The organism is Nesterenkonia sp. HG001, from assembly GCF_034438835.1.
Classification (GTDB): Bacteria; Actinomycetota; Actinomycetes; order Actinomycetales; family Micrococcaceae; genus Nesterenkonia; species Nesterenkonia xinjiangensis.
On record NZ_JAOSZD010000002.1, the window covers coordinates 54,216 to 73,525 of the forward strand.

Sequence of the window (19,310 nt, forward strand, 5' to 3'; positions counted from 1 at the left end):
CCGATGCCGGGGGTAGACTCTCCGGCATGGAATTCGCACTGCAGAACGTCTCGCTGCTCGCCCTGGAGATCTTCTTCATCGGGCTGCTGATCCTGGCGACGCTGGTCATCGCCGGCATCTCCTGGACCGTCGTCTCCCGCCTGTACAAGGGGCAGCGCTGAGCCTTGGCACCTATGGAGCTGCCCACAGATCTCACGCCTGAGCTGGCTCCGCTGTACTGGCTGCTCGGCAGCTGGGAGGGCGAGGGCCGCCTGGGCTCCGGCGAAGAGTCGGACCCCACCTTCACCCAGCGTGTCACATTCCGCGACTCCGGCCTGGAGTTCGTCGAGTACCGCGCCGAGTCCTGGCTCACCGACGAGTCTGGTTCCCGGCTGCGCCCGCTGAGCGTGGAGTCCGGATTCTGGGCGCTGGACCGACCGCGCGCCGACGCCGACGTCGGCCCCGGGCTGCATCCTGCCGACGTCGTGCCCGCCTATAAGACCGCCTCCGAGGTGGAGCAGCTCGTCAACGCGGACGGTTCCTACCCGATCACGGCGACGATCTCTCATCCCGGGAGCCTCACGGAGCTGTACTTCGGCCAGATCAAGGGGCCGCAGCTGCAGATCGCCACAGATGCGGTGATGCGTGGCGAGCACGCCGCGGAATACAACGGGGCCACCCGCATGTTCGGCCTGGTGAACAGTCAGCTCTTCTGGCGCTGGGACATCCGCGGCGCCGACGGGGATATGGAGCCGCACGCCTCCGCGATCCTGGATCGCCGAGCGTCAGCTGCTGACCCGGGACGCTGAGCACCGACCTCGAAGGAGCGCCCGTGAGCACGAGTCCGTTGATGCAGCGCCAGGGTGCAGTGGCCGCCGGCCGGGAGGACTCCGGCGTCGCGGCCCACTACGGAGACCCCACCGGGGAGCAGCGCGCCCTGGAGGGGGGACGTGCCGTCGTCGACCTCTCCCATCTGGCGGTGGTCACCGTCTCGGGGCCGGACCGGCTCTCCTGGCTGAGCACCCTCTCCTCGCAGCAGACCGCCGCCCTGAAGCCCGGCGAGTCGAGCGAGCTGCTGCTGCTGGACATCTCCGGCCGCATCGAGCATGACGCCGCGATCGTCGACGACGGCGAGACCGCCTGGCTGATCACCGAGGCTGCGCATGGCCCGCGGCTGGCGGGCTGGCTGGACTCGATGAAGTTCATGCTGCAGGTGGAGATCGTCGAACGCACCGCAGAGGTCGCCGTCCTGGGCTCCACCACGGCGCTCCCGCAGGAAGCCGAGCCTGCCGGCGTGCTGCCGGTGCGCTGGGAGGACCCCTGGCCGCGGCTGTGCGAGGGCGCGGTCAGCTACGCCGCTGTGGCCGAGGAGGAACACCCCGCCGTGGACTGGTCCTGGCACCTGACCCTGGTGGAGCGGCCCCGACTGATGGAGGTCGTCGCCTCCCTGGAGGAGCAGGGGTGGCGGCCAGCCGGCACGTTCGCCGCCGAGGCGCTGCGCATCGCCGCGTGGCGGCCCCGGCTCGCCCACGAGGTGGACGAGAAGACCATCCCGCATGAGCTCGACCTGATCCGCACGGCCGTGCACCTGTCGAAGGGCTGCTACCGCGGCCAGGAGACCGTCGCCCGCGTGCACAACCTCGGCCACCCCCCGCGCCGGCTCGTGTTCCTGCACCTCGACGGCAGCGAGCACACCCTGCCGACGGTCGGCTCAGAGGTGCTCGCCCCCGCAGACGTCGACGCCGCCACGCGAGAGTCGATGGAGCGCGAGCGGGCGGTCGGGACCGTGACCTCGGTGGCCCGGCATCACGAGATGGGTCCGATCGCGCTGGCCCTGCTGAAGCGCCGCGTGGGACCGGAGGCGCGACTGGTGGTGCGTGACGCCGAGGCGGAGAGCTTCTACGCCGCGGCCCAGGAGGTCATCGTGCGTCCCGACGCCGGCAAGACGGTCGGCCGTCCGCAGGGTGACTTCCTCCGCGGCCCGCGCTGAGCGCGGCGTTCATTCCAGCACGACGGTGGTCTGTGAGCCCGCGAGCGTGAAGCCCAGCCTGATCGCCGCTCGGCGGGAGGATGGATTCTCCAGGGCGGCTCGCCACTGCGGGATCAGCCCGTCCACGAACGCCTCCTCCATGGCCACCGCGGCGATGCAGCGACCGTGCCCGCGACCGCGGTGCTCGGGATGGGAGAGCACGCCCAGCTGAGCGATCATCTGCTGCCACACCTCACGGCCCGCGGCGGAGAGCACCTGCTCCTCGGCGATCTGCGGATCCTGCGGGGACGCCCGGTCAGCCACCAGCGTGGCCGCCCAGACGGCGTCGGCCAGCCCGGAGCCGGCCACGTCGTCGGCGGGACAGGCGGCCATCAGCTCGGCGACATGCTCGGGCTCGAAGGAGACGGCGACGCCGGCCGGCGGGCTGACCTGCGGCGGCTCCTCGCAGTAGAAGAGCTGAGCCGCGCCGAGCGCCCGCGCCCCGCCGTGGTGGGCTCGCGCCAGGTCCAGCAGCGTGCGTTCCTGGGCCAGGAGGTCGTCGTCGAGACGTCGGGCATCGCCCACCACCTCGGAGGGCCCGAAGATCACCGTGCGGTCGAAGAGCCGCACGAACGTCACCGCCGCGGCGTCGTCCTCCACCGCCTCCACCCGCACGGAGGGGTCTCCGAGATCCAGGGCGGTGTCCTCCAGGCGCAGCATGCGGGACCAGGCCAGCTTGACGATCTGCCGGGTCTGTTCGGTCAGCGACATGGAGGCCACTCTACGCGCCGGTGCGCGGCGCGGTTCAGCGCCCGAAGAGGATCTTGGCCTCTTCGTAGCGGGGCAGCGGAACCTCCTTGAGGCCGTCCAGTGCCTCTGCCAGGTCCACCTTGACGATCTCCGTGCCGCGCAGCGAGGCCATGTGCCCCCAGGCCTGCTCGTGGACCAGGTCCAGCGCCTTGATGCCGAAGCGGGTCGCGAGCACGCGGTCGTAGCCGGTCGGGTTCCCGCCGCGCTGGATGTGTCCCAGCGTGGTGTTGCGGGTCTCGATCCCGGTCCTCTCCTCGATCTGGTGGGTCAGCCACTCGCCGATCCCTCCCAGACGGGGACGCCCGTCAGCCTCCTGGCCCTTGCCGGCCACGGCCTCCTCCGCGCCCTCGGGGATGAACCCCTCGGCGACCACGACCAGTGGGGAGCGACCGCGCGAGTGGACCTGCTCGACCCACTCGTTGATCTGATCCAGGCTGACCTTCTGCTCCGGGATGAGGATCGCGTGCGCACCGGCCGCCATGCCTGAGTGCAGGGCGATCCAGCCGACGTGACGGCCCATGACCTCGGCGACCATGCAGCGGTGGTGGGACTCGCCGGTGGTGCGCAGCCGGTCCATGGCGTCGGTGGCGATGGAGATCGCGGTGTCGAAGCCGAAGGTGTAGTCGGTGGCCTTCAGGTCGTTGTCGATCGTCTTGGGCACGCCCACCACCGGGATGCCGTCGACGGCCAGGCGTCGGGCGCCGGCCAACGTGCCCTCCCCGCCGATGGCGATGACGGCGTCGATGTCGTGCCGGCGCATCGCCTTCCGGATGTTCTCCGGACCGCCCTTGGGGTGGTTGTAGGGGTGGGTGCGTGAGGTGCCGAGGATGGTGCCGCCTTCGCGCGCGAGGCCACGCACGTCCTGGCGGCTGAGCTCCATGTAGTCGCCCTCGATGAGGCCGCGCCAGCCGCTGCGGAAGCCGACGAACTCGTCGCCGTAACTCTTGATGCCGTGCAGCACGGCGGAGCGGATGACGGCGTTGAGACCGGGGCAGTCGCCGCCGGAGGTGAGGAGTCCGATGCGCATGGTGCAGCTCGTCCCTTTCCTGTCGGATCATGGGTGAACGACCTGGCGCCCTCGACAGGTGGATGCGTCCAGTCTAGGGGTGCGACGTGCGCGACGCTCGCGCCGCGGGCCTCAGGCGGTGCCCAGCAGCTCCTGGATCCGCGTCAGGCCGCGGGCGAGGTCCTCGTCACCGAGTGCGTAGGACAGCCGCAGGTAGCCGCTGGGGCCGAAGGCCTCGCCCGGCACGACGGCGACCTTCGCCTCCTCCAGGATCAGCTCGGCCAGCTCGGCGGAGGTCTCTGGGGTGCGTCCGGCGATCTCGGCGGGCCGCTCCCCGCCGGCCAGCGCCCCGCGGACGTCCACATAGGCGTAGAACGCGCCCTCAGGGGTGGGGCAGGAGAATCCGGCGATCGCGTTCAGCCCGTCCACCATGGCGCGGCGGCGCCGGTCGAAGGCGGTCTTCATCTCCTCGACGGCGTCCAGCGGTCCGGTCACGGCGGCCAGCGCCGCCATCTGGGAGACGTTGGCGACGTTGGAGGTCGCGTGGGACTGCAGGTTCGCGGCGGCCTTGATGATGTCGGTGGGGCCGACCATCCATCCCACGCGCCAGCCGGTCATCGCGTAGGTCTTGGCCACGCCGTTGAGCACCACCACCTGGTCGGCCAGCTCGGGGAGCGAGGCGATCGAGGTGAAGGGGACGCCGTCGTAGGTCAGGTGCTCGTAGATCTCGTCGGTGACGACCCACAGGCCCTTCTCGGCTGCCCAGCGCCCGATCTCGGCGGTGGCCTCGGGGGAGTGGACGGCGCCGGTGGGGTTGGACGGCGAGACGAACAGCAGCACCTTGGTGCGTTCCGTCAGTGCGGCCTCCAGCTGCTCCACGGTGACCCGGTAGCCCTGTTCAGGGCCGGCGAAGACCTCTCGGGTCACCCCGCCGGCCAGTGCGATGGCCTCCGGGTAGGTCGTCCAGTACGGGGTGGGGAGGATGACCTCGTCGCCCGGGTCGAGCAGCGTCGCGAAGGTGTTGTAGACGGCCTGCTTGCCGCCGTTGGTGACCAGCACCTGGCTCGGCTCGACGGCGAACCCGGAGTCCCGGGTGGTCTTCTCGGCCAGGGCCTGGCGCAGCTCGGGCAGGCCGGCGGCGGGCGAGTAGCGGTGGAAGCGAGGCTCGGAGGCCGCCTCCACGGCCGCGGAGACGATGTAGTCCGGAGTGGGGAAGTCCGGTTCGCCGGCCCCGAAGCCGATGACGTCCTCGCCGGCGGCCTTCAGGGCCTTCGCCTTGGCGTCGACGGCGAGGGTCGCGGACTCCGCGATGGCGCCGATGCGGGCGGAGATGCGGGAGGACGGGGCAGTCATGGGGATTCCTTGTCTGTCGCGAGCGTGGACGGTGTGGACACTGACCGGGGGTGGCAGGCGCACCTGCGGGCACCACATTACCGGGAGGGCTCCGCCGGCCGTCGAGGGAAGTCCGGCTCGGTTTGCCGTCCACGGCGGCTGCCCGTAGACTTGTCCATCGGTGTCTTGTGCACCTGGCATGGCCATGCCCGCCTGGAGGGATCCGATCCGCAGTTTGCGGCGGAGCGCTTCGGTGCGAGAATAGGTCGGTCAGGTCTCAGGTGACCCCAAGGGCAGTGGCGCAATTGGTAGCGCAACGGTCTCCAAAACCGTAGGTTGCAGGTTCGAGTCCTGTCTGCCCTGCGCTGAGCGTCGTCGCGACGGCATCTCAGGCACACAGCATCACACGACGTCCCCTCGACCAGATGGAGCCCTCCGTGTCCCAGACGCCTTCCACTGACGTGCAAGGGTCGACGCCTGACGGAGGCGATCCGCGAGGTCCCTTCGGGAAGGTGTGGCTGTTCCTGCGCCAGGTCGTCGACGAGCTCAAGAAGGTCGTCGTTCCGACCCGTCGCGAACTGACCAACTACACGCTGGTCGTCCTGGTCTTCGTGATCATCGTGATCCTGATCGTCTCCGGGCTGGACTGGATGTTCAGCAACGGGGCGGAGTTGATCTTCGGGGACGGCTCCACGGAGGCGCCCTCGGCCCTCGCAGTCGAGGGTGACGGCGCCGGCGAATGAGCCGTCGACGTCGCCGTCGTCGGCAGGACGAGCGATGAAGTGAGAGACGAAGCGGCCGCGGAGCCCGTCCCAGAGCGGGGCCCGGCCAGCACCACGGAAAGCAGGAGAACAGTGTCTGATCAGGAACTTTCGCAGCACACCGAGGCTGACGCCGAGGACGCGGCGGCCCAGGCCGTCGAGGAGGCGGGCGCCGAGGCTCCTGCCGAAGAGGGTGCCGAGCAGACCGAGCAGGCCCCCGCGGAGGAGACTGAGCCCGAGGCGGGAGACGCCGATGAGGCCGACTCTGCGGCTGTCGATGCTGAGCCGGCCGATGCTGACGCCTCCTCCGCAGAGGACGAGGCCACCGCGACCGAGGACGTCCCCGAGGAGGAGAAGTCCTACGAGGAGCGTGCCGACGAGCTGCGCGGCAAGCTGCGCCGTCAGCTGGGTGACTGGTACGTGGTCCACACCTACGCCGGCTATGAGAAGCGTGTGAAGTCCAACCTGGAGACCCGCATCCAGACCCAGGACATGGAGGACTTCATCTACGAGATCGACGTCCCCATGGAAGAGGTCGTCGAGATCAAGAGCACCCAGCGCAAGGTCGTCAACCGAGTCCGCATTCCGGGCTACGTGGTCGTCCGCATGGAGCTCACCGACGCCTCCTGGGGCGTGGTCCGCCACACTCCCGGTGTCACCGGATTCGTGGGCAACGCCCACGACCCGCACCCGCTGACCCCCGATGAGGTCTTCGACATGCTCGCCGAGCACCGACTGGGCAAGCCCGACGCTCCGCGGAAGGTCGACGGCGGGGAGCAGGCAGCCGGCGGCGCCGCCGCCCAGGCCGAAGAGGTCACCGTGGACTTCGAGGTCGGCGAGTCGGTCACCGTCAACGACGGTCCGTTCGCCACGCTGCCGGCTTCGATCTCCGAGATCCACCCGGACAGCCGCCAGCTGGTGGTGCTCGTCTCGATCTTCGAGCGCGAGACTCCGGTGACGCTGAACTTCAACCAGGTCGACAAGATCTACTGAGGTTCCGTGCTCCCTGCGACGTGGCAGGGATCCCACAACTTCACAGCCTGTCGACGTCGCGAGTTGCTTTGGCCCGCGGCGTCGATCCGGTCATCGCCGCCATGGTGACCACAACCCTCTGTCCACGCTCCTGTGGCAGCAGGGCAACCGCACGACATGTAAGGACGCTTCAACATGGCCCCGAAGAAGAAAGTCGCCGGCCTGATCAAGCTGCAGATCCAGGCAGGCGCCGCCAACCCGGCCCCGCCGATCGGACCTGCCCTCGGTCAGCACGGTGTCAACATCATGGAGTTCTGCAAGGCCTACAACGCGGCGACCGAGTCGCAGCGCGGCAATGTGATTCCTGTGGAGATCACGGTCTACGAGGACCGCTCCTTCACCTTCATCACCAAGACCCCGCCGGCCGCCGAGCTCATCAAGAAGGCCGCTGGTGTGGCGAAGGGCTCCGGCGTGCCGCACACCGAGAAGGTCGGCAAGCTCTCCCAGGCTCAGGTCGAGGAGATCGCCCAGACCAAGATGGAGGACCTCAACGCCAACGACCTGGCGGCGGCCTCCAAGATCGTCGCCGGCACCGCCCGCTCCATGGGCATCACCGTCGACGGCTGAACACAGCCTCCCGGCTGAACAGAACATCGTGGGAAGGGCCGAGCGCGGTCCGACACACCACACCTGCTAAGGAGAACACCGCAGATGGCACAGCGCAGCAAAGCATACAAGGCATCTCTCGAGAAGATCGGTGAGGACAGCCAGTACCTCCCGGCGGAGGCCGTGGCCCTCGCCAAGTCGACCAACCCGTCGAAGAAGGACACGACCGTCGAGGTCGTCTTCCGTCTGAGCGTCGACCCCCGCAAGGCCGACCAGATGGTCCGCGGCACCGTCAACCTGCCGCACGGCACCGGTAAGACCGCCCGCGTGGTGGTCTTCACCCAGGGTGACAACGCCGCCAAGGCTGAAGAGGCCGGTGCGGACCACGTCGGCGCCGACGAGCTGATCGCCAAGGTCGCCGACGGCTGGACCGACTTCGACGCCGCCGTGGCCTCGCCGGACATGATGGGCAAGGTCGGACGCCTCGGCAAGATCCTGGGCCCGCGCAACCTCATGCCGAACCCGAAGACGGGCACCGTGACGCCTGACGTCGCCAAGGCTGTCTCCGAGATCAAGGGCGGCAAGATCGACTTCCGTGTCGACAAGCACGCCAACCTGCACTTCATCATCGGCCGGACCAACTTCGACGTGAAGCAGCTGGCCGAGAACTACGCCGCCGCACTGGACGAGATCCTTCGTCTGAAGCCGTCGGCGTCGAAGGGCCGCTACATCCAGAAGGCGACCGTCTCGACCACCTTCGGTCCGGGAATCCAGGTCGACCCCAACGTCACGAAGGTCGTCCTCGACGCCTGAGCCGACATCAGCATGAGCTGAGACGCCGGCGTCCTGACGTCGCGGACAGAGACAGAGAGGACCCCGATGCACCAGGTGCATCGGGGTCCTCTCTGTCTCTGTCCGAGGGAGGAATCAGTCGGTCTGACCCACCCAATGCAGCAGGCTGGCGAGTGCGGCTGTGACTCCGGTGCTCAGCGTGGGCTCCATGACCGGTCCGAAGTGCGGGGAGTGGTTCACCGGGCCCTCCGGATCGCCGTCGGCGGTGCCGCCGAAGAACCAGAACACGGTGGGCACCCCGATGGATGCTCCCAACCAGCCGAAGTCCTCCGAGCCCATCTGCGGTCCGGACTCGGTCACCTGCTCCTCCCCGAGGGATCCGCGCAACGCCTCAAGGACCGTCTGGGCCGTCGCCTCGTGGTTGTGGTTGAGCGGGAAGTCATAGATCTCGCGGATCTCCGGCTCCTCGAGGTCCGCTCCGGCGGCCTCGGCCCGGATGATCCGTCGGACCGCGGCCAACACCTTTTCGCGCACCTCCGGCGTGAGGGTGCGGATGTTGACGGTGAACTCAGCCTCGGCTGGGATGATGTTCTCCTTGAGACCCGCGTGGAAGGTGCCGACGGTGACGACGGCGGGTTCCTGGGGCGCCAGTTCGCGGGAGACGATGGTCTGCAGTCTGGTGACCATCGCCGCGGCGGCCACGATGGGGTCCCGTCCGTTCTGCGGCTGTGAGCCATGGGTCTGCCGCCCCGGGACGCGCACCCGCAGTGAGTCGGCCATGGCCATCGCCGGGCCCAGGCTGAGCCGCGCCGTGCCGGCCTTGTCAGGGGAGACGTGCTGGCCGAGCACGACCTCGGGGCGGGGCGCCCGGTCCCAGAGACCGTCGGTGACCATCGCCCGCGCCCCGGCCGCGGTCTCCTCCCCGGGCTGGAAGATCAGCACCACTGTGCCGGACCAGCGCTGGCGTTCCCTGAGCAGCAGCCGGGTGGCGGTGACCAACGAGGTCACGTGGGTGTCGTGCCCGCAGCCGTGCATCACCGGCACGTCGGTGCCGTCCTCCAGTCTGCCTCGAGCAGTGGAGGCGTAGGCCAGCCCGGTCTGCTCCGCGATGGGCAGCCCGTCGGTGTCGGCGCGGAAGGCGACGACGGGCCCCGGCCCGTTGCGCAACAGGCCCACCACTCCGGTGCCGCCGCAGCGGAAGTGCTCCACGCCGAGCTCGTCGAGGATGCCCTCGATGCGCTCGGCGGTGCGGTGCTCCTGCATGCTGAGCTCCGGCTCGGCGTGCAGTGTCCGGTAGAGCTGATGCATCTGCTCCTGCTCCGCAGGATCGAGGGCGAAGCCGGGCAGGGCATGGGTCTGTGTCATGGGGTGGTCTCTCCTCAGGTGGTGCCAGGTGGGATTGTGGTCTGTCGCTCAGGATCTCGGGGGGCGGTGCTCACCGGACTCCGCAGACTCCGCGGCGCCGGGGACGACGGGCCGGTCGCCGGCGGCGTCTCCGTCCTCCTCATGTGGGCCGGCCGGCCCACGGAAGAACCACGAGGCCAGGACGGTCAGCAGCACTGCCAGCGCGATGCCGAAGGGTCCGATGGCGGGGGCCAGGGGCACCAGCACAAGGATCACCAGCAGCGACATCACCAGGGCGAAGCCGGTGCTGCGAGCCTGGCGGACCGTGACGACGGCCTGGACGACGACAGCGCCGAGGATCGCGGGCAGGATGTAGAGCTGGGCGATCTCGATGACCGGCTCGGGCACCACGCTCAGCAGCCAGGTGCCCAGCACCCCGACGAACAGCAGCAGCGAGACGATGTGCACCACCGCCGCGCCGCAGATGGCCATCACCGCGACGAGGTCGCCCTTGCGGCTGCCGGGCCGCACGTTCAGGCGGTTCTGCGCGACGATCGCAGCCGGCAGGAGCTTGTTGGCGATGTTGCCGATCATGAAGGCCTGATACATGGCGGCCTGCCCCAGGATGGGGAAGTAGGTGATGGGCTCGACCATCGCCAGCACCAGGTAGACGGCGGCCACGGCCAGATACGCGGTCAGGAGCTGGCTGAAGGTGATGTCGAAGTCCCCGACGGCGAGCAGGATCAGCGGTGCGGCCAGCGACACCATCAGGACGGCGCCCATCGTGGCGCGGCCCCAGCGGGCGGTGGTGTGTTCGAAGCGGCTCATGGCCAGATCTGCGGTGTTCATGGTCTCCCTCTCGGTCTCCTGATCTCCCTGTCCCGATGCGGCGCGGATCAGCCCAGGTACCCGTGGTGGACCACGTAGATGACGGCCAGGGCGATGATGATGGCCAGGCCCAGCGCCCACTCCTTGAGCCAGCCGAGGTCGAAGCGCCGGGCGAGCCACATCATCGCGGCCATGCTGGCACCTGAGACGAGGACGGCGATCACGTGGATCCCGGACTTGGGCAGTTCGGTGATGGTCAGCGCCATGAATGCGGCCAGGAGGGCCGAGCCGGGGATGATCGCCATCGCCCGGGGATTCACCCGGGCGATCCGGCGGCTGCCGCGCTTGAGGATCGGAGTGAAGATCAGCGTGAACAGCATCCAGGCTCCGCCGGAGACGCACATCGCGAAGAACGCCACCACGAACACCTCCTGGGTCCAAGCGGGCCCGCCCAGATCGGCACCCATGCTGCTGGCGGCGATGGTGGCCGAGGCCGTCTCCGTGGCTGCCGAACCCACCAGCCCGATGCGCATCAGCACCGCAGGGGTGCCGAAGAGCGTCAGCAGGGCGATGGCCACCAGCACCACTGCCAGAGAGGGCCCCACCGAGGCGGCCGCCCCGGAGCGGAAAGCCCGGTTCAGGTCTCGGCGACTGATGCCGACGTCCTCTCCGGCGGCCCTGGCCGCACGGATGTAGATCCAGGACTGCACGCCGATTACGGCGAAGACCACCAGGGCGCAGACCCACAGCCAGGGCGACTGGGCCACCGCCCAGATGTCATTGGAGCTCGCGGTGCTCATCCAGATGCCTCCCTCGGTGAAACGTGTGGTCGAGTCTTGGAAGTTCGGGGCGGCGATTCAAGGATTCACGGAATGGGACGGTGCCGATGTCGCATTCCGCCAGTCCTGGTCCATCGCTCACCTCAGCAGGCAGGCTGGGCACCACCTGGACGGATGGAGGGCATATGGAGGATCTGCTGGAGCACGGGGCCGCCCGGCTGGTGGAGCTGATGGGGCGCGGCGAGCTCAGCTCCGTCGAGCTGACCCGGGCGCATCTGGCGCAGATCGAGGAGGTGAACCCGCACCTCAACGCCGTGGTGGCCCTGGAGCCCGAACGGGCGCTCCAGGAGGCTCGCGCCGCGGACGCCAGGCGCTCCAAGGGAGAGCCTGCGGGGCTGCTCCACGGCCTGCCGATGACCCACAAGGACACCCACGACGTCGCCGGGATGCGCACTACACAGGGCTCCCCGCTCTTCGCCGACCACGTCCCGGAGGTCGACGACCCGTTGATCGCCCGGCTGCGCCGCGCCGGTGTCGTCTCCACCGGGAAGACCAACGTGCCGGAGTTCGCCGCCGGGTCCCACACGTTCAACGACGTCTTCGGGACCACAGGGAACCCCTACGACACCACGCGCAGCGCCGGCGGCTCCTCGGGAGGGGTGGCCGCCGCCGTGGCCTCCCGGATCCAGCCGCTGGGGGAGGGCAGTGACATGGGCGGCTCTCTGCGCAACCCCGCCTGCTGGTGCAACATCGTGGGATTCCGCCCGTCCCATGGGCTGATGCCGGGAGCTTCACCGGGCAACGTCGAGGCTTGGTTGGGGCGCAGCGGACCGATGGCCCGCACCGTGGAGGACATCGCACTGTTCATGCGGGCCGTCGTCGCGGGGACCTCGGATGTTCCTGGGACGCCGTTCCTGCCGCCCGAGGCGTTCCTCCTGACCGGCCGGGAGCCGCGCGCCCGAGACCTGGCCGGCGTGCGGGTGGGGGTGACTTTGGACCACGGGCTCGACGTGCCGGTGGAGCACGCGATGCGTGAGGCTCTGCAGCGGGCCGCCGCCGCCTTCGAGGAGCTCGGTGCGGAGGTCGTCGAGTCCCGTCATGACTTCACGGGCGCCGACGAGGTCTTCCGCGTCACCCGCGCCCTGGACTTCGCCGGGGCGCTGGGCGCTCTGGTGAGGGACCACCGGGAGCGGATCAAGCCCGAGGTCATCTGGAACGTGGAGCAGGGACTGGCCCTGACAGTCGAGCAGATCCTCGAAGCCCGACGGCTGCTCGCCGGGCTGCGCACGGCCACGAGATCATGCTTCGAGCAGGTCGACCTCCTGCTCAGCCCCGGTGCGCAGCTGGCCCCCTTCGACGTCTCGCTGCGATGGCCCGAGGAGGTCGACGGTCGCCCCATGGAGGACTACCTGGACTGGATGCGCTCGGCGAGCATCCTCTCCGCCGTCGGGATCCCCACACTGGCGCTGCCTGCCGGCTTCGACGCCGAGGGCCTGCCGACCGGAGTCCAGCTCAGCGCGGACCATCTGCGCGACCCCTGGCTCCTGCAGTGCGGGTGGGCCTACGAGAGGGCCACAGGTTGGTCCTCGGTGGCCCCGGGCATCCTGAGGAGCTGACCGCCCCTCTTGCGGGCACCGGCCACCATGGAGACGTCGAGGGCGCCCACGTGCCGTGCCCAGGGACTTTCGGTGAGGAAGCGGTACAGCGCGGGCGGATCAGTGACGGTGATGTCAGCCACCACCTGGCACGCCCCGGCCACGGCGGCCACATAGCGAGCCCGGCGATCCGCCGCGATCTCGGTGGCCACCTGCTCGATCCGGTGCGGGGGCACACGCATCCACAGCAGCGCCTCGGTGTGGAGGCCCGCCGCGCCGGGCTCCACCAGGGCACGGATGTTCACCCGGCCGTCCTCCAGGAGCAGATCGAACCGGCGTCGGACCGTGGACTCAGAGACCCCGGCGCGACGGGCCATCTCTTCGTGGCTCATCCGGCCGTCCACGGTGAGGGCGTCGAGGATGACACGGTCCACGTCAGTCTCGGGCCCGTGGCAGGAACCGTCGGGGAAGACATCAGCGGGACCGGAGGTCAGCGCCCGGATCTCAGCGTCGGTCAGCGCGCCCAGCCGCCAGCCGCGGATGGTGCGGAAGTACCGCAGGATGGGCAGCGTCTCGGCCCGGGAGAGCCCAGGGGTGATCGAGGCGTCCAGGGAGTAGGAGGGCGAGCGCGGGCTGCGGAAGACCTCGGCGACCACGTCGAAGGCGCCGCTGAGTACGTAGGTGAAGGTGGAGTCGGGGCGCATCGCCAGTGCCTCGGCCGTGGTGAGCCGGGCGCCGGGGTGGCAGATCCCGCGCACCACTGTGCTCTGCCCCTCGGGCCGGATCCCGGCGACGACGACGCGGCGGGACTCCAGCAGCGCGGTTCCACGGCGGGCGATCAGCCGCTCGTGCTCACCCAGCACCCGCGCGATCCGCCGCCAGCTGGCACGCGGGTCGCACTGCAGGGCCTCGGTGATGCGGAGTTCCAGCTCGTCGAGCACATCTGCCCCTCTCCGGCCGGTGGGACCGACCTCCTCATGGGGTCCGAGCGTACTTCAGCGATGTTCCAGATCTATGACATACGTCGCAGTGACGCTCGGGTAACGTGTTCGGAGAGCTCGCCGAGGGGACGGAGAGGAGCGCCACGGCATGGACGGCACGAGCAACAGGGCTGCTCAGCGGGCGGTGGAGGCCCAGGAGCTGCACCAGATGGGTCTGTCCACCGCCGCGGGGCAGGCCTATCTGGAGATGCTGGGGCAGGGGACCCGACGGGTGAGCCCACCCCCGGAGGTGCGTTCCGAGCTGGCCGCGGCCGGCCTCCTGGGGGAGACGGCGGAGGCCGGCGTCTGGCTGCTCAACGACCCGCGGCAGGTCCTGCGGGCCGCGGCGCGTCGGCACCGGAGGCAGGCGGAGGCGGTGCTGCATCTGGAGCATCGGCTCGGGACGCTGTGGGACCGGCCCCGTGCGGCCGGCACGGAGATCGTGGAGGTGCTCCATGGCCGCAGTGCGGTCACGCAGGTGGCGGACTCCTCCCAGCTGGCGGTCCGCCATCAGGTCAGATCTCTGGATCGTGGCCCGTATTCGCCTTCCACCGCGGGGACGATGTGCCCGATCCAGCGAGAGATGCTGCCCCGTGGAATCCGGTACCGGACCGTCTACGGGGGCGACGCCGCCTCAGCGCCGCACATCCGGCGGGCGATCGGTGAGGCGATGGACCTGGGTGAGGATGCCCGGGTCCACGCGGCCGTGCCGATGCGGCTGCGCATCATGGACGAGGATCTCGGGCTGATCGTGCTCAACGAGGAGGAGCGTGTCACCGGGGTGCTGGTGCACCCCTCGCCGCTGCTGGCCGCACTGATCGGCCTGTTCGACTCGATCTGGGCGACCTCGGTGCCCCTGGGCGTGGCCGAGGACATCCCCCGCCTCGACGACGTCGACGGTCACACCCGACGGCTGCTGCGACTCATGGCCTCCGGTCTGACCGATGAGCATATGTCCCGCGAGCTGGGGATCAGTCGCCGGACCCTCTCCCGGAAGGTGCAGCAGCTGTTGGAGCACTCCGGCGCGCGGACCCGCTTCCAACTGGGGGTGCAGGCCGCGCGCCGGGGCTGGATCGTCTGAGGATCACTCCCCGTGGTGCTGCTCCATCAGCATCTCGCGGACCATCCGGTTGGCCTCCTTGACCGCATCGGTGCGCATCTTGACCTTCACCGTCTGCTGGGCCTCGTGGATGTCACCGCCGACCTGGTACGCCTGGTCCTCTCCGGGCAGCGGCAGCGCCCCGCAGGCCACGTTCTTCGGCAGGGCGCCATCCAGGAAGAAAGCCTCCACCGGGTCGTCCACGCAGGTGGTGCCGTAGGGGAACAGGCCGTGGGTGCCCTCATTGTTGACGCTGATCAGCGACGTGTTCGGCATGATCTTCGCCGAGCGCTCGCCAGCCTCGTACGGGGTGGCGGCGTCGAACTCAGACTGCAGGATCAGCGTCTCGGGGTGGGTCCGCTGGTGCGGCTTCGGCTTCTCAGTCACCGCGGGCCAGTGGGCACACAGCGGAGCACCCATGAACGGGCCGATGTAGGGGGCCTTGGTGTTCAGGTCGGCGACCCAGGCGTCCCAGTAGCCCCGGGACCGGTTCCACTGGCCGTCCTGGCAGCGGATCGCGTTGAACGTGCCGGCGAAGGTGACGGTCTCCCCGGTCTCGGCGGCCTGGTCGACCTCGACGAGGCGCTGGACCTCCTCGCGTGCCTTCTCGAAGAGATGGGCCTGCACGATCGAGGCCTCGCCGGCGTCGACGGCCACACCGTCGGAGGCGGCGATGAAGTCCTCTAGCTGAGCCGACAGTTCCTCGGCGCCGTCGGCCTCCGGAGCGTCGAGGGCGATGAAGGTGGCGACGGCGTCCGCGGCGCCGGGGTAGCCAGCGGTGGAGTACATGGCCGGGATGACGATCTGCGCGGTGATGAGTGCCCCGAGCGGGTCTCGGGTGCCGCCGGCCTGCTCCCAGGCGCGACGGATCTCCAGGGGGTCCTCGCTGAGCTGGTAGGTCTCGTGGTTGCGGGCCATGTAGGGCAGCAGCATGTCCTGGAACTGACGGTCGCGGCTGCGGGGCTGCAGGTCCCAGGTCTCCTGCAGGGACTTCCGGGTCAGATCCGTGGCCGAGTCCAGCAGGAATCGGTGGGAATGGCTCGGGAAGAGCGTCTGGTACCAGCTGCCCAGCCAGGTGCCGTAGGAGTAGCCCACGTAGCTGATGCGGTCCTCGTTCAGCAGAGCCCGGAGGAAGTCCATGTCGTAGGCGGTCTGCTCCGTGGTGATGAACGGCGTGAGCGGGTTGTCCAGGCACCCGGCCACGGCCGCGGCGCCGTCCTCCCAGGCGTCATGGGAGGCGTCCGGCTGGTACTCACAGCTCAGTTGCGTGGACTGGCCCACCCCGCGCGGGTCGAAGCCGACGAAGTTGAACTCCTCGGCCAGATTGGGGGATCGCATGGCCATGGCGGCGCCCCACGGGAGGCCGGAGCCGCCGGGCCCGCCCGGATTCACCAGGGCGATCCCCTGGGAGCGCTCGGGGTCGGCCGTGTCCGTCACGGAGAGCCGGACAGTGATGATCTCGCCGTCGGTGGGATCGTGCCAGTCGCGGGGGACGGTGACATCCGCACAGGCGAGCCCTTCGATCTCCTGCAGTGCGGCCTGGGTCTGCGGTTCAAGATCGGGGAAGGTGCAGTCCTCCCACGTCAGGTCCTGGTCGAGCAGGTGGGCGCCGAGCTCTCCGGCGTCCGCGTGGGAGGATTGGGACGAGGCTGAGACGGTGGCCCCTCCCTCCGGGGCGGCGCTCGCCGCAGGGGCGAGGCTCAGCGTCAGCGCTCCTGCGGCGGCGACGGCCGCTGCACGGGTGGTCATGGACTGGGGAATCACGGTGTCCTCCTGGTCGAGTGACGAGTGGTCACCATGCTCGCCGCAGAAGGGCCCTCGGTGAAGGACATCGACCTGGCGCATGTGTGCCATGACACAGATCGGCCACGGGGTCCAGGTGCTGCCCGAGGTCGCGGAGGTCGGCGGCGACGTGCGTCAGGGCTCCGTGCTTTTGCGCCGTTTTTGCACCTCCGCGAGGCGCTGTGTAAGATAAACGATGACCAAAGACCGCCGGTCGTTGTCGTCGTGCGGAGATCAGTGGCACTGAACTCCGCGGTCGTCGGGCATGATGCCCGAGGTGCGACGCAACTGTAAAGGCCCGTCCGGGCGACCTGCGCAGGTGCACCTTGAGCCGTCCTCCACTCGGAGTACTGTGTCCGCACAGTGAATCCTATCTGGAGGCCTGACGAGCCCCGTGCCTGCGCACTGGGGCTTTTTTCATGCCCCGACGGTTTCCGGTGGGACTGACCGGCTCGATTGATCGGAAGGAGTGCCATGGCGAATCCTGAGAAGGCTGCCGCCGTTGCCGAGCTCGTGGACCAGTTCCGCAGCTCCAGCGCCGCAGTGCTCACGGAATACCGCGGCCTCTCCGTGGGCCAGCTGCAGACTCTGCGGCGGTCCGTGCGGGAGAACGCGAACTACGCCGTGGTGAAGAACACGCTCACCGAGATTGCGGCCAAGGAGGCCGGCGTCGACGCCTTTGAGGGCAAGATGTCCGGTCCGTCTGCGATCGCCTTCGTCCACGGTGACCCCGTGGACGTCGCCAAGGCGCTGCGTGACTTTGCCAAGAACAACCCTCAGCTCATCGTCAAGGGCGGCTACATGGATGGCGCCGCTCTCGATGAGGAGGGTATGAAGAAGCTCGCGGATCTTGAATCCCGTGAGGTTCTGCTCGGCAAGCTGGCAGGTGCCTTCATCGGCGCCCAGTCCAAGGCTGCCTCCACCTTCCAGGCCCCGATCTCCAAGATCGCACGCGCAGTCGACGCACTGCGGGCCAAGCAGGAAGAGGCTGCCTGAGCCGAGTGACACGAGGGTGAGAGCCCGGTGGCGTACCGGGCCCCTCCCCACGTCGCTCTTCGGAGCGGCGGTGACCACCAAGATCCGCATGTGCGCACGTCGCGAACCCGCGGCGGAGCACGTCGAGACATAAGAAGGAGCGCCCACCATGGCGAAGCTGAGCAACGACGAGCTGATCGAGCAGTTCAAGGACATGTCCCTCATCGAGCTCTCCGAGTTCGTGAAGGTCTTCGAGGACACCTTTGACGTGACCGCCGCCGCCCCGGTGGCCGTCGCAGGTGCCGCCCCGGCTGGCGGCGGCGAGGACGAGGCTGCTGAGGAGCAGACCGAGTTCGACGTCATCCTCGAGGCTGCTGGTGACAAGAAGATCGGCGTCATCAAGGAGGTGCGCGGTCTGACCTCCCTCGGCCTGAAGGAGGCCAAGGAGCTGGTCGACGGCGCCCCCAAGGCAGTCGTCGAGGGTGTCGACAAGGACGCCGCTGAGAAGGCCAAGGAGGCCCTGGAGGGCGCCGGCGCCACCGTCACCGTCAAGTGATGATCGCGGCCTGAAGGTCGCTTCTCGCAGGTCCTCTGGACCATCTGCGCAGAAGAATCCCCGGGAGCGTGTCTGAGGACACGCTCCCGGGGATTCTTCTGTGTCGGGGAGGGTTTCTCAACCTGGACGTCCGGAGTAGACCGTGGCCTCGCCGTTGAGCACGGTGGTCACCGCAGTCAGCGAGGCGGAGGCATCGTCCGCCTGCAGGTCGTAGGTGTTGTAGAGGCCGTACCCTTCCGCGACGGTGCGGTTCGCGAGGGAGGCTGCGGTGGCGTGATCCGTGGCGTCATCCGTGGCGGAGATGTTCACCGCTGCCGGTGCGAGCTCCTCGGGAGAGAGCCCGGGGACCTCGGGGATGAGCCACGTGCCGTACATCGAGTTCCAGCTGTAGTCGATGAGCTCGCCGACATGGATGCCGTCGTACTCCAGCGTCTCGGTGATGGGGCCGTACCAGTACAGGGAGATGATCTTCCCCGGCATGCGGGCGCGCAGGGCGTGGACCAGGTACGGGAAGGACCAGTCGTTGGGCGGGTGGCCGAGGTCGTAGCGGGCCCACTCGTCGTCGAAGTCGATGCCGTCCAGGCCGTAGGTGTGGACCGTGTCCGCGAGCTGGGCGGCGAAGGCGACGGCCTCCTCATAGGTCTGGAAGTTCGCGGGTCCGACACCCTGGTGGTTGCCGAGGATCGACAGCAGGATCTTCATCCCTCGTCTCTGCAGCGGACGGACCTCGGTGGAGACATTCTCCAGCACGGCGGTGACCTGCTCGTTGTGGTGCAGCACGGCCCTGTCGCCGTCGGAGTTGATGTTGGAGGCGAAGATGATGCCGATGTCGAACACGTCGGCGCCGCTCTCGGCCAGTCTGTACTTCCCGAGGTTGGTCATGCTGTGGTCGTTGACCTCCACGTAGCAGACCATCCCTGGTCCGGTCTTCACCCCGCCCGGCGGACGGCCTCGACCGCGAGCTCTGCCCGCCCCCTGACCGCGCCCTCCTGGATGGTTCACCCCGGCGGCCGAAGCGGAGGCCGCCGCAGAGGCGGCCAGCAGCCCGCCGGCCGCCATGGCACCGGCGGCGCGCAGCGCGTTCCGGCGGGAGAATGGATTGTCGGTCATGGTGATGTCCTCTCTTCGCAGGGCGAGCCCCTGAG

Annotated in this window: 20 protein-coding genes and 1 tRNA gene; 12 read left to right on the top strand and 9 right to left on the bottom strand. The window is 69.1% G+C overall.

Going from position 1 to position 19,310, the window contains the following annotated elements; translation table 11 throughout:
• The first annotated feature begins 26 nt into the window (after positions 1-26).
• The 3 genes from ODE13_RS02915 to ODE13_RS02925 are packed head-to-tail and all read left to right on the top strand — an operon-like array spanning position 27 to position 1,969.
• The gene (locus ODE13_RS02915) at positions 27-161 is read left to right on the top strand and encodes a hypothetical protein (protein WP_281366338.1); all 135 of its coding nucleotides are present in this window, start codon (positions 27-29) and stop codon (positions 159-161) included.
• 12 nt (positions 162-173) lie between these two features.
• Positions 174-788 (top strand): FABP family protein, encoded by a 615-nt coding sequence (locus ODE13_RS02920; protein ID WP_179540922.1) that lies wholly within the window; start codon positions 174-176, stop codon positions 786-788.
• 41 nt (positions 789-829) lie between these two features.
• Complete coding sequence (locus tag ODE13_RS02925; protein WP_322478347.1) at positions 830-1,969, top strand: folate-binding protein; 1,140 nt, start codon at positions 830-832, stop codon at positions 1,967-1,969.
• 9 nt (positions 1,970-1,978) lie between these two features.
• Here ODE13_RS02925 and ODE13_RS02930 read toward each other — a convergent pair whose 3' ends face one another.
• The 3 genes from ODE13_RS02930 to ODE13_RS02940 all read right to left on the bottom strand — a co-directional run bounded on the left by ODE13_RS02930 (position 1,979) and on the right by ODE13_RS02940 (position 5,117).
• A complete protein-coding gene (locus tag ODE13_RS02930) occupies positions 1,979-2,719 on the bottom strand; it encodes a GNAT family N-acetyltransferase (RefSeq protein WP_322477928.1) in 741 nt (246 codons plus the stop codon).
• Between the two features lie 34 nt (positions 2,720-2,753).
• On the bottom strand, positions 2,754-3,785 hold the full coding sequence (locus ODE13_RS02935; protein ID WP_179540920.1) for a 6-phosphofructokinase: 1,032 nt from the start codon (positions 3,783-3,785) through the stop codon (positions 2,754-2,756).
• A 111-nt stretch (positions 3,786-3,896) separates the two neighbouring features.
• Complete coding sequence (locus ODE13_RS02940; protein WP_322477929.1) at positions 3,897-5,117, bottom strand: pyridoxal phosphate-dependent aminotransferase; 1,221 nt, start codon at positions 5,115-5,117, stop codon at positions 3,897-3,899.
• 269 nt (positions 5,118-5,386) lie between these two features.
• Between ODE13_RS02940 and ODE13_RS02945 the strand changes: the two genes are divergently transcribed.
• The 5 genes from ODE13_RS02945 to rplA all read left to right on the top strand — a co-directional run bounded on the left by ODE13_RS02945 (position 5,387) and on the right by rplA (position 8,248).
• A tRNA-Trp gene (locus tag ODE13_RS02945) sits at positions 5,387-5,459 on the top strand.
• A gap of 74 nt (positions 5,460-5,533) precedes the next feature.
• On the top strand, positions 5,534-5,839 hold the full coding sequence (gene secE / locus ODE13_RS02950) for a preprotein translocase subunit SecE (RefSeq protein WP_322477930.1): 306 nt from the start codon (positions 5,534-5,536) through the stop codon (positions 5,837-5,839).
• Between the two features lie 111 nt (positions 5,840-5,950).
• Entirely contained in the window at positions 5,951-6,850 is a 900-nt protein-coding gene (gene nusG, locus ODE13_RS02955) for a transcription termination/antitermination protein NusG (RefSeq protein ID WP_322477931.1), read from the top strand.
• A gap of 174 nt (positions 6,851-7,024) precedes the next feature.
• A complete protein-coding gene (gene rplK / locus ODE13_RS02960) occupies positions 7,025-7,456 on the top strand; it encodes a 50S ribosomal protein L11 (protein ID WP_179540916.1) in 432 nt (143 codons plus the stop codon).
• 84 nt (positions 7,457-7,540) lie between these two features.
• A complete protein-coding gene (gene rplA, locus ODE13_RS02965; protein ID WP_179540915.1) occupies positions 7,541-8,248 on the top strand; it encodes a 50S ribosomal protein L1 in 708 nt (235 codons plus the stop codon).
• A gap of 114 nt (positions 8,249-8,362) precedes the next feature.
• On the opposite strand, the gene ODE13_RS02970 is transcribed toward rplA, so the two are convergent.
• Genes ODE13_RS02970 through ODE13_RS02980 form a run of 3 tightly spaced genes read right to left on the bottom strand, consistent with a single transcriptional unit; the run spans position 8,363 to position 11,199 of the window.
• A complete protein-coding gene (locus ODE13_RS02970) occupies positions 8,363-9,592 on the bottom strand; it encodes an amidohydrolase (RefSeq protein WP_322477932.1) in 1,230 nt (409 codons plus the stop codon).
• 48 nt (positions 9,593-9,640) lie between these two features.
• Positions 9,641-10,420: a hypothetical protein gene (locus ODE13_RS02975; protein ID WP_322477933.1), complete on the bottom strand. Its 780-nt coding sequence runs from the start codon at positions 10,418-10,420 to the stop codon at positions 9,641-9,643.
• Between the two features lie 47 nt (positions 10,421-10,467).
• Positions 10,468-11,199, bottom strand: a complete 732-nt coding sequence (locus tag ODE13_RS02980) for a DUF5058 family protein (RefSeq protein WP_322477934.1) — start codon at positions 11,197-11,199, stop codon at positions 10,468-10,470.
• 164 nt (positions 11,200-11,363) lie between these two features.
• Between ODE13_RS02980 and ODE13_RS02985 the strand changes: the two genes are divergently transcribed.
• Complete coding sequence (locus ODE13_RS02985) at positions 11,364-12,794, top strand: amidase (RefSeq protein WP_322477935.1); 1,431 nt, start codon at positions 11,364-11,366, stop codon at positions 12,792-12,794.
• Here ODE13_RS02985 and ODE13_RS02990 read toward each other — a convergent pair.
• A complete protein-coding gene (locus tag ODE13_RS02990) occupies positions 12,740-13,714 on the bottom strand; it encodes an AsnC family transcriptional regulator (protein WP_322477936.1) in 975 nt (324 codons plus the stop codon). The genes ODE13_RS02985 and ODE13_RS02990 overlap by 55 nt on opposite strands.
• Before the next feature lie 148 nt (positions 13,715-13,862).
• On the opposite strand from ODE13_RS02990, the gene ODE13_RS02995 reads away from it, so the two are divergent.
• Positions 13,863-14,834 carry a hypothetical protein gene (locus tag ODE13_RS02995; RefSeq protein WP_322477937.1) on the top strand — a complete coding sequence of 324 codons (972 nt, stop codon included), beginning with the start codon at positions 13,863-13,865 and terminating at the stop codon, positions 14,832-14,834.
• 3 nt (positions 14,835-14,837) lie between these two features.
• Here ODE13_RS02995 and ODE13_RS03000 read toward each other — a convergent pair whose 3' ends face one another.
• Positions 14,838-16,616, bottom strand: a complete 1,779-nt coding sequence (locus tag ODE13_RS03000) for an alpha/beta hydrolase (RefSeq protein ID WP_322477938.1) — start codon at positions 16,614-16,616, stop codon at positions 14,838-14,840.
• A gap of 492 nt (positions 16,617-17,108) precedes the next feature.
• Between ODE13_RS03000 and rplJ the strand changes: the two genes are divergently transcribed.
• Together rplJ and rplL are read left to right on the top strand one after the other, a co-directional pair.
• Positions 17,109-17,630 carry a 50S ribosomal protein L10 gene (gene rplJ, locus ODE13_RS03005; RefSeq protein ID WP_179540908.1) on the top strand — a complete coding sequence of 174 codons (522 nt, stop codon included), beginning with the start codon at positions 17,109-17,111 and terminating at the stop codon, positions 17,628-17,630.
• A gap of 148 nt (positions 17,631-17,778) precedes the next feature.
• Complete coding sequence (gene rplL / locus ODE13_RS03010) at positions 17,779-18,165, top strand: 50S ribosomal protein L7/L12 (RefSeq protein ID WP_179540907.1); 387 nt, start codon at positions 17,779-17,781, stop codon at positions 18,163-18,165.
• 117 nt (positions 18,166-18,282) lie between these two features.
• Here the strand turns inward: rplL and ODE13_RS03015 are convergent, their stop codons facing one another.
• On the bottom strand, positions 18,283-19,275 hold the full coding sequence (locus ODE13_RS03015) for an endo-beta-N-acetylglucosaminidase H (RefSeq protein ID WP_322477939.1): 993 nt from the start codon (positions 19,273-19,275) through the stop codon (positions 18,283-18,285).
• Between the last annotated feature and the right edge of the window lie 35 nt (positions 19,276-19,310).

Excerpts from the sequence above, each read along its gene's own strand:
- ODE13_RS02915 (WP_281366338.1), top strand. The coding sequence starts at position 27 with ATGGAATTCGCACTGCAGAACGTCTCGCTGCTCGCCCTGGAGATCTTC.
- ODE13_RS02920 (WP_179540922.1), top strand. The coding sequence starts at position 174 with ATGGAGCTGCCCACAGATCTCACGCCTGAGCTGGCTCCGCTGTACTGG.
- ODE13_RS02925 (WP_322478347.1), top strand. The coding sequence starts at position 830 with ATGCAGCGCCAGGGTGCAGTGGCCGCCGGCCGGGAGGACTCCGGCGTC.
- ODE13_RS02930 (WP_322477928.1), bottom strand. The coding sequence starts at position 2,719 with ATGTCGCTGACCGAACAGACCCGGCAGATCGTCAAGCTGGCCTGGTCC.
- ODE13_RS02935 (WP_179540920.1), bottom strand. The coding sequence starts at position 3,785 with ATGCGCATCGGACTCCTCACCTCCGGCGGCGACTGCCCCGGTCTCAAC.
- ODE13_RS02940 (WP_322477929.1), bottom strand. The coding sequence starts at position 5,117 with ATGACTGCCCCGTCCTCCCGCATCTCCGCCCGCATCGGCGCCATCGCG.
- rplK (WP_179540916.1), top strand. The coding sequence starts at position 7,025 with ATGGCCCCGAAGAAGAAAGTCGCCGGCCTGATCAAGCTGCAGATCCAG.
- rplA (WP_179540915.1), top strand. The coding sequence starts at position 7,541 with ATGGCACAGCGCAGCAAAGCATACAAGGCATCTCTCGAGAAGATCGGT.
- ODE13_RS02970 (WP_322477932.1), bottom strand. The coding sequence starts at position 9,592 with ATGACACAGACCCATGCCCTGCCCGGCTTCGCCCTCGATCCTGCGGAG.
- ODE13_RS02975 (WP_322477933.1), bottom strand. The coding sequence starts at position 10,420 with ATGAACACCGCAGATCTGGCCATGAGCCGCTTCGAACACACCACCGCC.
- ODE13_RS02980 (WP_322477934.1), bottom strand. The coding sequence starts at position 11,199 with ATGAGCACCGCGAGCTCCAATGACATCTGGGCGGTGGCCCAGTCGCCC.
- ODE13_RS02985 (WP_322477935.1), top strand. The coding sequence starts at position 11,364 with ATGGAGGATCTGCTGGAGCACGGGGCCGCCCGGCTGGTGGAGCTGATG.
- ODE13_RS02995 (WP_322477937.1), top strand. The coding sequence starts at position 13,863 with ATGGACGGCACGAGCAACAGGGCTGCTCAGCGGGCGGTGGAGGCCCAG.
- rplJ (WP_179540908.1), top strand. The coding sequence starts at position 17,109 with ATGGCGAATCCTGAGAAGGCTGCCGCCGTTGCCGAGCTCGTGGACCAG.
- rplL (WP_179540907.1), top strand. The coding sequence starts at position 17,779 with ATGGCGAAGCTGAGCAACGACGAGCTGATCGAGCAGTTCAAGGACATG.
- ODE13_RS03015 (WP_322477939.1), bottom strand. The coding sequence starts at position 19,275 with ATGACCGACAATCCATTCTCCCGCCGGAACGCGCTGCGCGCCGCCGGT.